This is a genomic window from Desulfonatronospira thiodismutans ASO3-1 (assembly GCF_000174435.1).
Classification (GTDB): Bacteria; Desulfobacterota; Desulfovibrionia; order Desulfovibrionales; family Desulfonatronovibrionaceae; genus Desulfonatronospira; species Desulfonatronospira thiodismutans.
Window position 1 is genome coordinate 793,549 of the sequence record NZ_ACJN02000001.1, and the last position, 17,176, is coordinate 810,724.

At 53.2% G+C, this 17,176-nt stretch carries 14 protein-coding genes; 11 read left to right on the top strand and 3 right to left on the bottom strand.

Translation table 11 applies throughout. The features are described 5' to 3' along the window. The first annotated feature begins 26 nt into the window (after positions 1-26). The 3 genes from DTHIO_RS03645 to DTHIO_RS19480 all read left to right on the top strand — a co-directional run bounded on the left by DTHIO_RS03645 (position 27) and on the right by DTHIO_RS19480 (position 2,934). A complete protein-coding gene (locus DTHIO_RS03645; RefSeq protein ID WP_008868997.1) occupies positions 27-707 on the top strand; it encodes a Smr/MutS family protein in 681 nt (226 codons plus the stop codon). A 215-nt stretch (positions 708-922) separates the two neighbouring features. Then, positions 923-2,230 (top strand): signal recognition particle-docking protein FtsY, encoded by a 1,308-nt coding sequence (ftsY, locus tag DTHIO_RS03650; RefSeq protein WP_008868998.1) that lies wholly within the window; start codon positions 923-925, stop codon positions 2,228-2,230. Positions 2,231-2,349: 119 nt separating this feature from the next. Next, the gene (locus DTHIO_RS19480) at positions 2,350-2,934 is read left to right on the top strand and encodes a TetR/AcrR family transcriptional regulator (RefSeq protein ID WP_008868999.1); all 585 of its coding nucleotides are present in this window, start codon (positions 2,350-2,352) and stop codon (positions 2,932-2,934) included. A gap of 379 nt (positions 2,935-3,313) precedes the next feature. Here the strand turns inward: DTHIO_RS19480 and DTHIO_RS03660 are convergent, their stop codons facing one another. Further along, a complete protein-coding gene (locus DTHIO_RS03660) occupies positions 3,314-3,961 on the bottom strand; it encodes a DUF3334 family protein (RefSeq protein ID WP_008869000.1) in 648 nt (215 codons plus the stop codon). Between the two features lie 406 nt (positions 3,962-4,367). On the opposite strand from DTHIO_RS03660, the gene fdhF reads away from it, so the two are divergent. The 3 genes from fdhF (at position 4,368) to DTHIO_RS03680 (ending at position 10,078) form a co-directional block, all read left to right on the top strand. Continuing rightward, the gene (gene fdhF / locus DTHIO_RS22265) at positions 4,368-7,064 is read left to right on the top strand and encodes a formate dehydrogenase subunit alpha (RefSeq protein WP_083803942.1); all 2,697 of its coding nucleotides are present in this window, start codon (positions 4,368-4,370) and stop codon (positions 7,062-7,064) included. 642 nt (positions 7,065-7,706) lie between these two features. Further along, positions 7,707-8,228, top strand: a complete 522-nt coding sequence (locus DTHIO_RS03675; protein ID WP_008869003.1) for an NADH-quinone oxidoreductase subunit NuoE family protein — start codon at positions 7,707-7,709, stop codon at positions 8,226-8,228. Between the two features lie 2 nt (positions 8,229-8,230). Beyond that, positions 8,231-10,078, top strand: coding sequence for an NADH-quinone oxidoreductase subunit NuoF (locus DTHIO_RS03680; RefSeq protein ID WP_008869004.1), 1,848 nt, complete (start codon positions 8,231-8,233; stop codon positions 10,076-10,078). 453 nt (positions 10,079-10,531) lie between these two features. On the opposite strand, the gene DTHIO_RS03685 is transcribed toward DTHIO_RS03680, so the two are convergent. Further along, complete coding sequence (locus DTHIO_RS03685) at positions 10,532-11,206, bottom strand: phosphoadenosine phosphosulfate reductase family protein (RefSeq protein ID WP_008869005.1); 675 nt, start codon at positions 11,204-11,206, stop codon at positions 10,532-10,534. 39 nt (positions 11,207-11,245) lie between these two features. On the opposite strand from DTHIO_RS03685, the gene DTHIO_RS03690 reads away from it, so the two are divergent. Then, entirely contained in the window at positions 11,246-11,749 is a 504-nt protein-coding gene (locus DTHIO_RS03690; RefSeq protein ID WP_008869006.1) for a permease, read from the top strand. Between the two features lie 111 nt (positions 11,750-11,860). Further along, entirely contained in the window at positions 11,861-12,514 is a 654-nt protein-coding gene (locus DTHIO_RS03695) for a hypothetical protein (RefSeq protein ID WP_144311432.1), read from the top strand. Between the two features lie 14 nt (positions 12,515-12,528). Here the strand turns inward: DTHIO_RS03695 and DTHIO_RS03700 are convergent, their stop codons facing one another. After that, positions 12,529-13,671, bottom strand: coding sequence for a site-2 protease family protein (locus DTHIO_RS03700; protein WP_008869008.1), 1,143 nt, complete (start codon positions 13,669-13,671; stop codon positions 12,529-12,531). 142 nt (positions 13,672-13,813) lie between these two features. Here DTHIO_RS03700 and DTHIO_RS03705 point away from each other — a divergent pair, with 142 nt between their 5' ends. From DTHIO_RS03705 to DTHIO_RS03715, 3 genes are all read left to right on the top strand, one after another. Continuing rightward, the gene (locus DTHIO_RS03705; protein WP_008869009.1) at positions 13,814-14,230 is read left to right on the top strand and encodes a secondary thiamine-phosphate synthase enzyme YjbQ; all 417 of its coding nucleotides are present in this window, start codon (positions 13,814-13,816) and stop codon (positions 14,228-14,230) included. Positions 14,231-14,541: 311 nt separating this feature from the next. Then, the gene (gene mgtE, locus DTHIO_RS03710; RefSeq protein WP_008869010.1) at positions 14,542-15,975 is read left to right on the top strand and encodes a magnesium transporter; all 1,434 of its coding nucleotides are present in this window, start codon (positions 14,542-14,544) and stop codon (positions 15,973-15,975) included. Positions 15,976-16,185: 210 nt separating this feature from the next. Continuing rightward, positions 16,186-17,145, top strand: coding sequence for a TAXI family TRAP transporter solute-binding subunit (locus DTHIO_RS03715; RefSeq protein ID WP_008869011.1), 960 nt, complete (start codon positions 16,186-16,188; stop codon positions 17,143-17,145). Positions 17,146-17,176 lie beyond the last annotated feature (31 nt).

Genomic DNA, 17,176 nt, shown 5'->3' on the forward strand with positions numbered 1-17,176 from the left:
GATATTTTTTGCTTAGACATGATTTAATGAAATCTTTAAAAGAGCTTAAGAAAATAAAGATCTCTTCCAGGAAGAAGGAAAAAAACCCAGAACCACCCGCTCCTCCTGAAAAGAAGAAAGATAAGAGTGAAGAGAATCTCTTTCAGACGGCCATGTCCGGGGTCAAACCCCTCAAGGGCAAGGGACGGGACATTCCCCTGGAGACAGAGCCTGCAGCAGAAGGCGCGCCTCTGCAGGAAGAAAGCGATCTGGATACCCTGTACAGACTTGTCAGGGGTGATGTAGAGTTTGATGTTCAATTCTCGGACGAATACATTCAGGGCTATGTCAAGAGCATCAATACCAGGACGTTTCGCCGGTTCAAAAACGGAGAACTGAGCATTGAAGCCCACCTGGACCTGCATGGCCTGAACAGCGACCAGGCCCGGCAGGAACTGCTGCACTTCATGCGCGAGCAGTACCATCAGGGCAAGACCTGTGTACTGCTGATCCCCGGACGCGGCAAAAACTCTCCCTTAGGCGAGGGCGTGCTTCGAAACGAAATCCAGTCATGGCTGACCGTGGAGCCGCTCAAGAGAATTGTTCTGGCGTTTTGCTCCGCCCTGCCCAGACACGGCGGAACCGGCGCACTTTACGTGCTCATGCGCAGCAAAAAGAAGACAAAGGGTAAAATCCACTGGGATAAATACCTCATTGATCTGTACTGACTCGGACCATGTCCGCAACCTATTTTTCCCCACGAAAAGGCGAAGAAAATGACAAAGAAAATAATTTATCTTTACGCGGGGCGTGGCAAAGTTCAACCGGGCCTGCTGCTCAGAATTGCGAGCACGGCGTAAACTCCCCTCCTTAGCCAAGGAGGGGCCGGGGGTGGTTGTTTGAGATCCCTTCCTTATAAAAATCTGAACTGGAGGAACTGAACTTGGGTTTTTTCAGCAAAATCAAAAATCTGTGGAAAAGCGATGCTCAAGAAACCACAGAAAAACCGGAAATCAAGGATAAGCCTTCACCAGCAACTCCAGACGCACAGGAGCAGGAGTGGCAGGCAGCTCTTAAGCAGTCCCTGGCTGCAGCAGAGCCCAGGCTGAGTGTATGGCTGGATCATCTGCTGCAGGGGGTTGATTCCAAGGGGGAACTGTTGTGGCAAAGGCTTTATTTTTTCTTTGATGCCTTGGAAATTCCCCGAGAGGAAGCAGAAGACTTTGTCGCCCGGTTTTCCAAATGGCTTGACGACATGGGTTATACCGACCTGGAAGAGTTCAGGTCGGAACTTCAGTACAGGCTGGCCCTGGCCCTGGACCTGGAAGACGAGGAAGACGAAAAAAGTCGTCTTTTTATCAAGCTCTCCCATGGACTGAGCAAGACCAAGGCCCAGCTTTCCAGGCAGATCGACCAGCTTCTGAGCTCCAGCACCAGTTTTGACGAGGCCTTCTGGGAAGAACTGGAAGAGATCCTGATCATGTCCGATGTGGGACACAAGGCTGCAACCGAGCTTGTACAAAAGCTGAGGACGGAAGTCTCCGGGCAGAGCGTAGATGATCCCCAGGAATTCAAGCAGCTTTTGGGCAAAGAACTTGCCGCTTTCTTTCCCAGACCTCAGAAAAGAATAAAGCCCGACCCCCCGGAAGTAATCCTGATGATAGGGGTAAACGGCGTGGGCAAAACCACAACCATTGCCAAGCTGGCGCACAGGGACCGCATGAAGGGACGCCGGGTGATGATTGCAGCCGGGGACACCTTCCGGGCCGCAGCCATAGAACAGCTGGGCATCTGGGCCGAACGCGCGGATGCAGAGTTTTACGCCAAGAGCCACGGGGCGGACCCGGCTTCTGTGGCTTATGAGGCCCTGGACAAGGCGGTTGCCGAGGGAACGGATGTACTGTATGTGGATACTGCCGGCAGGCTGCACACCAAATCCGATTTGATGCAGGAACTGAAAAAAATGAAAAGCGTGATGCAGAAAAAACGTCCAGGCAGCCCGCACCGCACAATACTGGTTCTGGATGCAACAACAGGCCAGAACGCAATGTCCCAGACCGAGCTTTTCGCAAGGGAAATAAACATTGACGAGATTATTCTGACCAAACTGGATGGAACAGCCAAGGGCGGAGTTATGGTGGCCATTGCCCTGCAGCACCAGATCCCCATTACCTTTATCGGTCTGGGTGAAAAAATGGAAGACCTCCGGCCTTTTGAGCCGGAGAGTTTCGCCAGGGCTTTGCTGGGTTGACACTCAAAACAGGTTTTTCACTGATACCACAAAGAAAGAATAAAAATCCTTGACATTGCTGATTTAAGATTTCAAATAAAGGTGCTGTCAGCAAACCAGAAACCAACAGGATGAATACCATGGCTAAAAACAAGAAGCACAAGATTCTAAGTACTGCTACCCAACTCTTCGCAAATCAGGGTTTTGACAACACCACAACCTTGCAGATAGCCAAGGAGGCAGGAGTTACCGAGCCCCTGCTCTACTATCACTTCAAGGGCAAGGAAGAAATATTCACCGAAATCATCCGGTCCATCTTTCAGGATTACGAAAAAATGCTGGAAGAACTTCCCAGGGAGACCGAAACTGAGTTCGAGAAGATTAATAATCTGATCAGGCTACATATCCACATGGCTGAAAACAGACCCAACGAAGGGCGTCTCATCCTGGCCAACTGCCCCAGCAAGCTTAAAAACGAAAGTCATACCTGTCAGAAAATTGTCGACCGGCAGCAGGAAATCATAGTCGATTATTTGAGGGAATGCCTGGAAAAAGGCAATGCCAGCGGAGAATTCGACGCCCAGCCCGTGGATCACCTGGTGGTGGTAATGCTCTGCCTGATTAACGGCATACTTCGCAAGAAGCTTCTGGGTAAAAAGGAAAAAATATCTTACGAATACACGGCAATAGACTTCTGCCGCAAGGCAATCGTCAAGCACTCTTAAATTTCTCCACAAACCCCAGTCACAAAAAAGGCACCACGCTGATAAGTATGGATCAAGGCAGGGCTTCGACTTCTGGCACCAGCACCTTTTCAGTGTGGGAATAAGCGTTTTTTATTCCGGGCCTCGAGCATGACCCGGTATAATCTTCAAGCAAACCTAGTATAGCCTGGGCAGACACGTATCTGTTTAGCGCTGTTAAGGAAAGCAGGGGACAGGCACTCCGGGACCCACTTGAGCCTCATTTTGTGCTAAAATGACTCGATTTCTGGGACAAGTGGGTCCCGGAAGAGCCAGTCCCCATGCCACATGCAAAGCGCTAAACAGATACGCAGACACAATGTCTGCCCTTTAAAAAACCAAACCGTCCGGTGGCCTCGACCTAAAGTCCAAGCTTTTTCATAAACTCCTCAGGGCTTTCATTGTTGTCGCTGTCACTGGATGAAGACTCCTCACCCTGGCTGGAGACAGATACGTTGTCTGGTGCCTTATAAATAAACTCCACCTTTTCCAGGGTAATCTCCAGGTAGAAGAACTTCTGCCCTTCTGTCTTGAATTCCACCCTGCGATACTGCGGCCTTTCAAGATCAGCCTCCAGGGTGAGCTTCATGGCCTGGTTCAGGGCCACCATCTTGGGTTGGGTCTGGTTAACCCCTACCCCCACATTGGCCTTGAGCATCTGCCGGAACTTGCCCACGCACTGATTCATAAGCTCGCCCATGGCATCGGCCACCTCATTGGAGGTGTGATGCTTGGCCAGGTCTTCCTCGGGCATGCCCATATTCAGATTGTACTTTGTATAGATCTCCAGGGCGGCATCAGCAGAAAAATTCATGGCCACCAGCCCGGCAAAACCGCCTTCAAACAGCACAAAGCAGCCTATTTCCGGCCGCAGACAGGTCTTGTTGGTCCTTATGAAGGTTGAGGAATAGTGCAGGGAAGTACCAGTGGTTGCATCCAGGGTGGATTTGATGGCTTCACATAGAATGGTCAGAATCTCGTCCGTACTTTTTACCTGTTGCTTGGGCATAACATGACTCCGTTCATGATTTGAAAAGGATTGATTATGTGTGTCTTTCCCCGGCCCGGGGATAATTATCTGGAAAAACCAGAAGTTATTATAGCATCAGGTGTCCGGAGATGCAAAAAATAAAAAGCCCAAAGATCAGCTGGTTACAACAGTCAGGCTAAATATTTTATACTTCCTGCCTGTCCCGCCCCAGCAAGTGCGGGATAGCCAGGTCTTTCGATTTTTTGCAGTCTCGTCATGAATGGAAAGCCCGCAATCCGCACAAGGGGTTTTTATGTTCACTCATCGACTTTTAAATGCTCGTCAAAGATGATACCTGATAAAGGAAATCTGGTGAATTGCTCGTGAATTGCTCGTAAACCGTAAGCAGATTTTTTTTGCTGTCATCTTAGCCAAGGACGATTTCATGCCATCCGGGAACACTTTTCAGATAAACGGTCAAGACCTGCCTTTTCAGGAGGGCATGACCATATTGGATGCTGCCCGGATGCACAATATATTTATTCCCACCATGTGCCACCTGCCCGGGGCACCGCCCACCGGTGCCTGTCGACTGTGCGTAGTAGAGGTCCAGGGGGCGCGCAACCTGGCTGCATCCTGTGTTACCCCGGCCCAGAGGGATATGCAGATCAACACCGAATCCCCCAGGGTGGTCAACTCCAGGCGGCTTAACCTGCAGCTGCTCCTGGCCATGGGTGAGCACGACTGCCTGCTCTGTCCCTCTTCCGGTCAGTGCGTTCTGCAGGACCTGGCTTACCGCTATCAGATAAATCCCAAGAGATTTACCCCGCGGGGAGTCCTGCACCGCACTGAAGCGGTCAACCCCTTTATACTCAGAGACTTCAGCAAATGTGTTCTTTGCGGGCGCTGTGTGCAGGCCTGCTGCGACATTCAGGTCAACAACGCCATCAGCCATGCCTACCGGGGAATAAAGAGCAAGATAGCAGCAGCCGGAGACAGGCCCCTCAAGGAATCCGACTGCGTGTTCTGCGGAGAGTGCATGCAGGCCTGTCCTGTGGGCTCCATAATTCCTGTAGATTCCCGGCAGAGTCCCAGGATCTGGGAGACGCACAAGGTTAAAACCACCTGCGGCTATTGCGGTGTGGGGTGCCAGATGTACCTGCATCACAGAGACGGCGTACTGTACCGGGTGGAGGGAGACATCCAGAGCCCGCCCAACTACGGCAGTCTGTGCGTCAAAGGCAGGTTCGGGTTCGGCTTTGTCAATTCCAGCAGCCGCCTGCAGACGCCTCTGATCCGGGAAAACGGAAATCTTCGCCCGACCGGATGGGAGGAAGCCCTGGACCTGGTACATGAGCGCCTGGAAAATATCCGTATGTCTCATGGACCGGATGCACTGGGACTGTTCGCCTCGGCCCGCACCACCAACGAAGACAGCTACGTGGCCCAGAAATTCGCCCGGGCCGTCCTGGGCACCAACAATATAGATCATTGTGCGCGGCTCTGACACTCACCCACTGTGGCCGGTCTGGCCAGGGTATTCGGCAGCGGGGCCATGACCAACAGCATAAACGATATAGAACAGGCCGGTGTCCTGCTGGTTACCGGATCCAACACCACCGAGACTCACCCTGTCCTGGCCGCGGCCATAAAGCGGGCTGTAAAGCACCGCGGTGCAAAGCTCATAGTGGCTGACCCCAGGCGCATCAGGCTTACGCAGTTTGCTCACATCTGGCTCAGGCAGAATCCCGGCACCGACACAGCCTGGATAAACAGTATGCTGCACGCAATCATAAACGAAGACCTTCTGGACCATGAATTCGTGGACAACCACACCAGCGGACTTGACCGGCTCCGGGAACACGTGAGCAAATACACACCGGAGTATGCAGCCGGGATTACCGGCATCCCTCCGGAGGACCTGATAAAGGCCGCCAGGATGTATGCCCGGGCCCCGGCAGCGTCCATACTTTACACCATGGGCATTACCCAGCATACAAGCGGTACCGGCAATGTAATGGCCCTGGCTGATCTGGCCATGCTCTGCGGCAACCTGGGCATCCCTGGAGGCGGCGTAAATCCCCTGCGGGGGCAGAATAATGTTCAGGGAGCCTGTGACATGGGAGCCCTGCCCGACGTCTACAGCGGCTATCAGAAAGTGGAGGTCCCGGAAAACCGTGAAAAAATGGCCCGGGCCTGGAATGTTAAAAGCCTGCCGGATAAACCCGGGATGAAACTGACCGGAATGCTTGCAGGTTCAGGGGAAAATGCCGTAAAGGCCCTGTACGTCATCGGAGAAAACCCTGCTCTATCCGATCCTGATGCCCAGCACACCCGAAAGGCCCTGCAAGACCTTGAATTCCTGGTGGTGCAGGATATTTTTCTTACCGAGACCGCTTCCATGGCCGACGTGGTTCTGCCGGCATGTTCCTTTGCCGAAAAAGACGGTACTTTTACCAATACCGAAAGAAGGGTACAGCGCGTCAGAAAGGCCATAGAGCCTGTGGGGCATTCCAGGCCGGACTGGATGATAATCCAGGATCTAGCTTCCAGGTTCGGCTTTTTTATGCACTACCAGTCACCACAGGATATCATGCAGGAAATTGCCTCGGTTACGCCTTCTTATGCCGGAATCAACTACTCAAGGCTGGAAAAAAAAGGGCTGCAATGGCCCTGTCCCCATCAGGATCACCCCGGTACTCCCATCCTGCACAGCCAGGGATTCGCCGCAGGCAGGGCCGGATTTCAGTGCGTGGAATATACACCGCCCGAGGAGACAATTGATGAGGCTTTTCCCTTGTGGCTAACTACCGGGCGCAGCCTTTATCATTATCATACCGGCAGCATGACCCGCAAAATCCGCGGCCTGAACGCCCTGGAGCGGGAATGCTGTCTGGAAGTATCCCCGCAGGATGCACATAAGGCCGGACTTAAAGACCATGACCGGGTCTCGGTGCGCTCCCGCAGGGGGGAGATCACCACCAGGGTGCGCATATCCAGCGCGGCGGTGCCAGGTGCTGTGTTTATTCCCTTTCATTTCGCCGAAGCCGCGGCCAACGTGCTGACCAACCCCGCCCTGGACCCCGTGGCCGGGGTGCCGGAATACAAGGTCTGTGCAGTACGCATTGGAATTGTGGATTGATGAATAAGTAAGGAAGTGGTCATTTAGAACGAACCACCCCCGACCCCTCCTTAACCAAGGAGGGGAGTAGTCCGTGCTGAAAACTTAATTTTGATGCATAGAAACCACGAACCAGGAAATGGGAACCAGGAACCAAAAAAAGGTAAATGAGCATTTAGAACGAACCACCCCCGACCCCTCCTTAGCCAAGGAGGGGAGTAGTCCGTGCCGTTGCTCATGTTTTTTTCAAACTGGCACAAATATTGTCTCAGCTATCAGAATTCATGGATTGAGGTGTCAATCCAAGGAGTCTTAAATAACAGAGCTGAAATTGTAGATATAAAAAAATTAAGAACTGACACATGGGGACTGTGAATACTGTTAGTATTACCAGCACGGTGCAGCTCCCCTCCTTAACCAAGGATGGGCCGGGGGTAACCATTCAGGGGGCAGATGCCGGCCAGGGGACAGTCCCCGCGACACTTTAACTGCACAACTGAAAAGTACAGACGCGAAATTTTATGAAGCTGCATAATCATTACTTAGCGGGGACAGTCCCCCGGCCTTGTGCCATCAGCCACCACCGAGGTCCCTCTGAATGGTTACGGCCGGGGGTGGTTGTATGAGATCCCTTCATTAAAAAAAGGATACAGGCTGAAAGATATGCAGGAATATATTACACACACTGACAGTTCAGATTATTTCAGGCCGATGCACAGTGATATCACTCCCGATATGTGGCAGGACATTGACCGGATAATCCAGGAGAGCTTAGACATACCCGGGGCGGTGACCCAGGTCCTGCGCCGGTGCCAGGACCTGGTGGGCTACCTGCCTGTGGAACTTCTGGATTACATCGCACGCGGCATGAATATTCCAGCCAGTGAAGTCTTCGGGGTGGCCTCTTTTTATTCCCTTTTTTCCCTGAAGCCCAGGGGCAGAAATATAATCCGGGTATGCACAGGTACCGCCTGCCACGTCAAGGGAGCGGACCTGGTCATGCGCAGGCTCAAGCAGACCTATCACCTGGATGACGGCTCCACCACCCCGGACCGCAGATTCACCCTGGAATCGGTGCGCTGCATGGGTGCCTGCGGACTGGCCCCGGCCATGACCATAAACCAGACCGCCCACGGCCACATCACTCCGGACCAGGCCCTGAAACTGCTGCAGGAGTATTACTGATTATGCCGGGGATCAACCTGCAGGACCTGCAGAACATCAGGGAGGCCAACCGTCACAGGGTGGAATTTACCCGCAAGACGTGCCTCATGCTCTGCGGGGGCACCGGATGCCGGTCTACAGGCAGTCTGGAAATCAAGGAAGCCCTGCTGGAAGAACTCAACACCCGGGGATTACAGGACACTGTGGATGTTGTGGAGACTGGCTGCAACGGCTTCTGTGCCCGGGGCCCCATTCTGGTTGTCCAGCCGCATGACATATTCTACCAAATGCTTACCCTGCAGGACATCCCGGAGCTTGTCCAGGAGCAGCTGGTAAACAACACCCCCCTGCAGCGCCTGCAGTACAAAGATCCGGACTCAAAACAAATCCTGCCCCGCCAGCAGGACATCCCCTTCTTCGCGCACCAGCTTCCCTGGGTGCTACGCAACAAGGGAATAATCGACCCTGAATCCATTGACCAGTATATTGCCAGGGACGGATACTTTGCTGCTGCCAGGGCTTTAACGGAAATGGCTCCAGAGGACATTCTGCAGGAGATGCAGAAATCCGGCCTGCGGGGCCGGGGTGGAGCCGGATTTCCGGTGCACTTGAAGTGGAAGTTCGCCTATAGAGAGACAAGCGGGGTTAAGTATGTCCTCTGCAATGCCGACGAAGGCGATCCCGGGGCCTTCATGGACCGCAGCATCCTGGAAGCCAACCCCCACTCGGTACTGGAAGGCATGCTCATCGCCGCCCGGACCATAAATGCAGATCAGGGTTTTATCTATTGCCGCACCGAGTACCCTCTGGCCCTGGAACGGGTTCAGATCGCCATAGACCGCGCCCGGGAATACGGGCTTCTGGGGTCTGACATTCTGGGCAGCGGATTCGGGTTTGACCTGGAAATATACCAGGGTGCCGGGGCCTTTGTCTGCGGTGAGGAAACGGCCCTCATGCGCTCCATTGAGGGCGGCCGGGGCATGCCCCGCCCCAGACCCCCCTTTCCGGCCCAGAAGGGCCTATGGGACCGGCCAACAGTGCTCAACAATGTGGAGACCCTGGCCAATGTGCCGCTGATAATCCAGGCCGGCGGCGACTGGTATGCCGGGGTGGGTACCAGGCACAGCAAGGGCACCAAAGTGTTCGCCCTGTCCGGGGACGTGCGCAATATCGGGCTGGTGGAAGTGCCTATGGGCACTTCCCTGCGAAGCATAATATACGACATCGGGGGCGGCATTCCGGGCAAGCGGGAGTTCAAGGCGGTGCAGCTGGGAGGGCCGTCAGGGGGGTGCGTGCCTGCGGAGTACCTGGATCTTCCCGTGGATTACGAGGCCATCAGCCGGGCCGGGGCCATCATGGGGTCCGGGGGCATGATAGTCATGGATCAGCGTACCTGCATGGTGGATATGGCCAGGTTCTTCATGGACTTCGTACAGGAGGAGTCCTGCGGCAAATGCACCCCCTGCCGGGAAGGCACCATGCGCATCTTGGAGATACTGGACCGCATCCGCGCCGGGGAAGGAGTCATTCAGGATCTGTGGGAACTCGAAGACCTTTCGGCCACCATCCGGGACAGTTCGCTTTGCGGTCTGGGCCAGACCGCACCCAACCCGGTGCTCTCCACCCTGAAATACTTCCCCAAGGAATACGAAGACCACATCAGGAACAAGAAATGCCCGGCCAGAAAATGCATAGCTCTGGTAAAATTCAGGGTAAATCCCGACAAGTGTACTTCCTGCGGACTATGCCATAAAAACTGTCCTTCCGGAGCGGTACGATGGAAAAAGAAACAGCCCGCAGAAATAGATCCTCAAAAATGTATCAAATGCATGCTCTGCCTGGACAAATGCATGTTCGACGCCATCGATTGAATGGACAGGGGTAATGAAAGGATCTTGATATCTAACCACCCCCAACCCCTCCTTATCCAAGGAGGGGAGTAGACCGTGCTCTGCTCAAATATATTGCAGGCTTACAGAGCAATAAAATTTAAAATCTATTCCACGAAGTTTTTTATCGCTCCCACGCTCTGCGTGGGAGCGTAGCCCGACCGCTCCTGCGGTCATCGTGGACGCTGAGCGTCCAGGGAATGTTCCCACGCAGAGCGTGGGAACAATAAGACAAATATAACACTTATATCGTGACAGATCCTTAATCTGTACTCCTGATTAAATTACAGGCACGGTGCAGCTCCCCTCCTTGTCAAGGAGGGGCCGGGGGTGGTTGTGCAAAATAACTTCATTTACGTACATAGCTGCCTGGTACCTGTTTGTTCCAGCATGGAACAGTCACCGTAAGTCATACATATGAACAGGTGAGCACAGCTAAAAATACCCCATGCTGCGCAGCATATCCAGGTTTTCCTCCTTTTCCCTGTCCCGCCCGGAACGTTCATTCATATGCGTGCCCTTGACCGTACAAGGCTTGCAGCCCAGGGACCTGTATCCAGCATCGTATAAAGAGCAGTAAGGCAGTCCTTTGAGCATGATATAGGACCAGATATCCATTTCCGTCCAGTGTGCTATAGGATTAACCTGATAATAATCCAGATCATTTTTTTCCTGCACATCCGGTGTATTTTCCCGGGAGGGATGCTCATCCCTGCGGATGCCGGTCAACAAAACTCTGACTCCGTGCTCTCTGACTGCTTCCTGCAGGGGACTGACCTTGAGCCTACGGCAGCACTCCACTTTTGACAGTTCCTGCAAATCCTGCATGGCACTGGAATCCGGACCCGCCACCGTTAACTCCAGGCCCCATTCCCAGGCCATTTCGTCTCTGAATTCCAGAACCTCAGGAAATTTATACCCTGTATCCAGGTTCAAAGCCCGCACCTGCACCCCAGGACCCCTTTCCTGCAAAAAAATCATCCATTGATGCAGCATCACTGTGGAATCCTTGCCCCCAGTCCAGGCGGCAAAAATATTTCCAGCAGGGCTTAAACCAAGTGCCTGCTCAAAAATCTTTCTTGTCAAACTTATCTTTTCTTGTAAATTCATGACTCAACTAATGCTGTTAAAATTTAAAACGGGAGGATCATGAAAGGAACCTTTCTGTTCATACTCATTTTGTGCCTGGCGGCGACCATTATCGCATTCAAGAAAGATCCGCAACTGGTCAATGACGGATTCGTCCAGGGAATGAAAATGCTGGCCAAAATCCTGCCCATACTCTTGGTGGCCTTTATCCTGGCCGGTATGGTGGAACAGATCCTGCCCAAAGATCTCCTTGCAGACATCCTGGGACCAGAGTCCGGGTTCAGGGGACTGGCCCTGGGGACCCTGGCCGGGGCAGTAATGCCTGGAGGACCGTTCATCCTTTTTCCGCTGATGGCGGTGCTGCTCAAAGCCGGGGCAGGAGTGGGGCCACTGGTGGCCTTTCTCACTTCCTGGGCCCTGCTGGGTTTTCATCGCCTGCTCATTTACGAAGCTCCTATTATGGGCTGGAAGTTCGCCCTGTGCCGCATGGCGGCCAGCCTGATTTTCCCTATAGTCATAGGCTACTTCGCAGACTGGGCCTGGAAGGCCTGGTCCAGGGGATAAATGTTCCCGCCTGCGTTAAACCTGGCATTAATATTGAATAACTCATGTCTGACACCATATTTTTCAGGCAGGGTTATCCTTATGAAACAACTCCTTCTGATGATTTTAATTATGATACCAACCATGACCGGCTGTGCCTGGGTTGAAGAAAACTTTGAACAGACAATAGACCCCCGTCTGGACCATGTTACAATCTACCAGCGCCCTACCCTGGACAAGGCCCGGCAGGATGTTCCAGTCTACCCTGTAAGTTTTGCCCAACAGGACCTCACGGCGGTATTTTTCCCGTTTTATGTACATGAACGGTCCGGTGGATCCACGGATACAGGGCGTAAAATCGGACACCTGTTCTGGAGAAGCTGGGTGGGGGAGGAAGTTTTTCCCAGCATAAGCTACAGGGATATGCAGGATGCTCCGGGAAAAACCGCCGCCAGGAGAATGGCAGGTGAAAAAGAGGCTGACCTGTATGTCCTGGGCCAGGTCAACCATTATCTTTACGGAGGCTCTCAGGGAAGTACCAGCATAGCCCTGACCATCAATATCTACTGTGTGCAGACTGATGAGCTTGTCTGGTCCATGGCCCATTCAGGCCGCATAGACAACGCCAGAGACAGGGATTTTGTCCTGGTTACCCGCCGGACCTGGATGCCCCAGTCCCCGGAATACGTCATAGTCAAAAACCTGGCACACGACATGGGACAGCCCGTCAAAGCCTGGACCCGGGGGACACAGGGCAGCATACCCTCTGCTGGACCCGCTTATTGATAAACAGCAGCGGATCAATCCGAAAAGCTGCGGTCTCCCTCTATCTCCATCCTGGCTGAGAGATACCCCATAATGTCCTTGAGGGAGATCATTCCCATCAGAATACCGTTATCCACAACCATCATCCTGCTCTGCCCTTCCTGGTTCATCCTGTTCAGGGCATACAGTATGTCTGTGTTGGGATGAATAGTATTGTTGTCCGAGCAGGGAATGTACACATGGCGTACCAGTGTGTCCCCCCACTGATGCCGGTCGATGCTCCCGATCTGTCTGGTGGTGATGCACCCCAGCAGTTTTCCCTGGTCCACCACTGGAAACATCTTGAAATGAAACTGGTAGATATACTCTTCAACCAGTCTGGCAAGAGTTATATCCGGGGAAACGTAGACCGGCCGCTTCATGAGTGATCTTACCCTGGCGCCGGCCACAGCGCTTTTAATCATCATCTGCCTGTAAGCATTCTGGGCCACGTAGCGGATAAATATTCCGATGACAAAATACCACAGCCCTCCTACCACGTTTCCGGTAAGCATGTTCAGGATTCCAATACCTATGAGCACCAGGCCGAACATGGAACCCATATTGGCTGCAATCCGGGTGGCCCAGCGCTGGTCCCCCTTCCATTTCCAGAGAACAGCCCTTAAAATCCTCCCTCCGTCCATGGGGAATGCGGGGATCAGATTGAAAACAGCCAGGATGGTGTTGATAAGGGCCAGATACATGAATAAAATGATGCCCGCCGCTCCCAATTCCATAAACTGGGCCGCATTATACAGGACAAAGAATACCAGGGCCAGAAATATGCTGGCCAGAGGTCCTGCAATGGCTATCCAGAATTCACTCTTGGGACTCTGGGGATCATCCTCCATCTCGGCCACGCCGCCAAAAATGAACAGGGTGATGCCCCGGATGGGAACCCCGTAATTGCGGGCAACCCAGGAATGCCAGAACTCGTGAAACAAAATGGAGAAAAAAAGCCCCAGGGCCCCGATCACGCCCAGTATCCAGTAACCCATGGGGCTTAAGTCTTCAATGAAGTGAGGAAAAAATCCCACTGCCAGGGACCAGGTTACCAGTACGGCGATTATCAGCCAGCTGACATCCACCTTGATCTGAAAGCCGAATATCTTGAACAGGTTGAGGCTTTTGCCGAACATTATTTTTCCTTGTCGCCCCATGCAGGAAAAAGTCTTTCCAGGAGGGCTGATTAGATTTGAAAATGGCTGCTGTTTTTACTAAAATTGAATAAATTTTCTAATTCTTATTTCCCAAGGTGTAAACTAAAAAAGGAGAACCGCCATGAAAAGCTACCGTCAGGAACTGTGGATGAACATTCCGGCCCGCATGGATTTTGAAAACATCACCCCCCGGGTTCAGGACGCGGTAAACAAAAGCGGGGTCAGCGAAGGCCTGGTCCTGGTCAATGCCATGCACATCACAGCCAGCGTCTTCATAAATGATGACGAATCCGGCCTGCACCACGACTACAAAATCTGGCTGGAAAAACTTGCTCCCCACGAACCTGTATCCAGCTATCGGCACAACGTTGGCGAAGACAATGCCGACGCACACATGAAAAGGCAGGTCATGGGCAGGGAAGTGGTGGTAGCCATCACTGAGGGCAGACTTGACCTGGGTCCGTGGGAGCAGGTTTTCTACGGAGAATTCGACGGAAGAAGAAAAAAAAGGGTGCTTATAAAGGTGATTGGCGAGTAGCCGTCACAGGCGGCACAACCTGATGCTTTATTTGACATCGCCTGCCTTATAGCATAATAATAATCTGTTTGTGCTTGAAATTATTTTGGACGAGAAACACTCTTCAAGTGAGGCCGGTTTTAAAAATGGACCTTCCGAGTAGTAGGTACAACATATTTTGCCAACCAGACCGAAAAAGAGGCCTGAGCCTCTATTACGCCATTATCCCGCCTTCCGGGACGGTATTAAAGACGGATACATTTCTGACCTGCCCTGACTGATCCGCCTTATGCCGTCCCCCCATGGAGGCGGCCAATATCAGGAGGTGGATCATGGACAACAAAATCCTCATAGAAGCCAAGGACTTTCTGGATGCAGCCCTGGACAGCGACGATCAGGGCCGCCAGGAGTTGATTTCCAGGCTGGAATCCCTGCTGGAGGCCGGAGACCATGACTCCATCAGGGATTTTTTCTATTCCCTGCACCCCGCAGACGGGGCCCAGGCCCTGGAACTGTTCTCCCCGGAAAAGGCCTGTGCCTTCATAACCCTGCTCAACAACGAAACCCAGGCACAGATTTTCAATTATCTGCCACCGCATTTTGAAACCCGCATGGCTTCATGCCTGGGTCGCGCTCAGCTGGCCCGGATAATCGGAGCCATGTCTCACGATGAACGCGCCGACCTGTACAACCGGCTGACTTCAGAACAGCAGGAAGAGGTTCTGCCAGCCCTGGCCCACGCCGAACGCGAAGACATCCGCAGGCTGGCATCTTATTCCGAAGGTACTGCAGGCGCAGTCATGACCTCCGACTATGCAGCACTGTCGCCCGACATTACCGCCAGGGAAGCCCTGGAAAAGCTCCGCAGGGAGGCACCGGACAAGGAAACCATATATCAATGCTACGTCATAGACGAGAACCGCAGGCTGGTAGGAGTTATCTCACTGCGCGAACTCCTGGTGGCCTCTCCAAGATCCCTGGTTTCGGAAGTTATGAACCAGCAGCCAATTTTCGCTCATGCCCGGGACAACGCTGAAGAAGTGGCTTCCACCATAGCCAAGTACGACCTCATGGCCATGCCCATCATCAACGGTGACGACAAGCTCGTGGGCATCGTCACCTTTGATGATGTGCATGACATCCTGGAAGAAGAAGCCACTGAGGACTTTCACCGTATGGGCTCCATATCCGGACACGGGGAAAGCCTGGTGGGGGTCAATTTCAGGGAGGCCAGCCCCTGGCTGATAATTCAGAAACGCCTGCCCTGGCTTCTGGCCCTGGTCTTTGTCAATCTTCTCTCAGGTGCCGGCATAGCTTTTTTTGAAAGCACCATCGAAGCTGTAGTGGCCCTGGTCTTTTTTCTGCCCCTGTTGATCGCCAGCGCCGGCAATGCCGGTTCCCAGTCCTCTACTCTAATGGTCAGGGCCCTGGCTACAGGGGACGTAAAAGCTTCGGACTGGCTTTACCTGCTGGGCAAGGAAGTAGGCATAGCCCTGACCCTGGGCCTGGGCATGGCCCTGGCCGTGTCCATGGTGGGCATTTTCAGGGGAGGACCGGAAGTGGCCATCGTGGTGGGGCTGACAATGACTGTTGTCGTTCTTTTCGGCAGTCTGGTGGGATGCCTGCTGCCCTTTCTGCTGGCCAGAATGAAAGTAGATCCGGCAACAGCCAGCGTACCTCTTATAACCTCCATAGCCGATATAGGCGGAATCCTCATCTACTTCAGCATAGCCACGTGGCTCCTGGAAGTTCCGGCGGCGCACTGAAGCAGATATCATCCGGCGCAACCTATTCAGGGAATGCCGCAATCGGCCAGCAATCAACACCGAGGACCCCCTGAATGGTACCCTCCGGCCATGGAAATAGTCAGGCGAAAATACTTCCGGCATATTGACATGGCCTCCTGATCTGGAGCATAAGGAGACTTGGGTTTAGTATATTTTTTTATCATCTTAATCTGTCAGGAGGTATGCATTATGTTCGGAAAGAGGATTTTCATTGCTGTTGCAGCGGTGCTGGCTCTGGCCCTGTCAGCCCCCCAGGCCAAGGCCAAACAGGACATCCTGTTTGGAGGAGCCTCCATTGTAGGCGTCTACTACCAGGTAGCCCTGCAGATCAGCAACATCATGAACAACGAAATCGGAGACAAGTACAACTACATAGGCCGGCCCACCGGCGGTTCCGTGTTCAACATCAACGCCCTGGAACGCGGTGCTTTTGACTTCGGCGTGGCCCAGTCAGACCGCAACTGGCAGGCCTACAACGGCGCCGCCGAATGGGAAGGAAGTCCTATCAAGAGCCTGCGCAGCCTGTTCAGCATGCACCCTGAGACAGTCATGCTGGTAACCCGCCAGGATACCGACATTCACTCCGTGGAAGACATCAAGGGACACAGGATAAACATCGGCAACCCCGGTTCAGGACAGAGGGGCAACGCCATGGACGTTCTGGAAATTTACGGCATAGACCCCCAGAATGACTTCCGGGCCGAGGGACTGGAACATCACGAGGCCGCCCGCGCCCTGGTGGACCGCAACATCGACGCATTCTTCTATACCATAGGCAACCCCAGCGCAGCCATCGAAGAGCCTGCAACATCCGTGGACATCCGCATGATCCCCATCAATGCCCAGGGAATCAAGGACATGGTCGAGGAAAAGCCTTATTACATCATGACCACCATCCCGGGCGGAACTTACCGTGGCGTGGATGAAGACATCGAGACCTACGCTGTTACCGCCACGGTTGTCAGCGATGAAAAAGTTGATGAAGACGTGGTTTACGACATGGTCAAAACCGTATTTGAAAATCTTGACGCTTTGAGGGAATCCCACGCCTCTTTCCGGCATCTGGAAGTCGAGGAAATGCTGCAGGGTCTGTCCGCTCCCCTGCATCCCGGCGCCAAGAGATATTACGAGGAACAGGGCTGGATGTAGCCCTGGCTCTGTACGTAACGGGGCCATAGTC

Excerpts from the sequence above, each read along its gene's own strand:
- DTHIO_RS19480 (WP_008868999.1), top strand. The coding sequence starts at position 2,350 with ATGGCTAAAAACAAGAAGCACAAGATTCTAAGTACTGCTACCCAACTC.
- DTHIO_RS03700 (WP_008869008.1), bottom strand. The coding sequence starts at position 13,671 with ATGTTCGGCAAAAGCCTCAACCTGTTCAAGATATTCGGCTTTCAGATC.
- mgtE (WP_008869010.1), top strand. The coding sequence starts at position 14,542 with ATGGACAACAAAATCCTCATAGAAGCCAAGGACTTTCTGGATGCAGCC.
- DTHIO_RS03660 (WP_008869000.1), bottom strand. The coding sequence starts at position 3,961 with ATGCCCAAGCAACAGGTAAAAAGTACGGACGAGATTCTGACCATTCTA.
- DTHIO_RS03705 (WP_008869009.1), top strand. The coding sequence starts at position 13,814 with ATGAAAAGCTACCGTCAGGAACTGTGGATGAACATTCCGGCCCGCATG.
- DTHIO_RS03680 (WP_008869004.1), top strand. The coding sequence starts at position 8,231 with ATGCCGGGGATCAACCTGCAGGACCTGCAGAACATCAGGGAGGCCAAC.
- DTHIO_RS03675 (WP_008869003.1), top strand. The coding sequence starts at position 7,707 with ATGCAGGAATATATTACACACACTGACAGTTCAGATTATTTCAGGCCG.
- DTHIO_RS03695 (WP_144311432.1), top strand. The coding sequence starts at position 11,861 with ATGATACCAACCATGACCGGCTGTGCCTGGGTTGAAGAAAACTTTGAA.
- DTHIO_RS03645 (WP_008868997.1), top strand. The coding sequence starts at position 27 with ATGAAATCTTTAAAAGAGCTTAAGAAAATAAAGATCTCTTCCAGGAAG.
- DTHIO_RS03690 (WP_008869006.1), top strand. The coding sequence starts at position 11,246 with ATGAAAGGAACCTTTCTGTTCATACTCATTTTGTGCCTGGCGGCGACC.
- DTHIO_RS03715 (WP_008869011.1), top strand. The coding sequence starts at position 16,186 with ATGTTCGGAAAGAGGATTTTCATTGCTGTTGCAGCGGTGCTGGCTCTG.
- DTHIO_RS03685 (WP_008869005.1), bottom strand. The coding sequence starts at position 11,206 with ATGAATTTACAAGAAAAGATAAGTTTGACAAGAAAGATTTTTGAGCAG.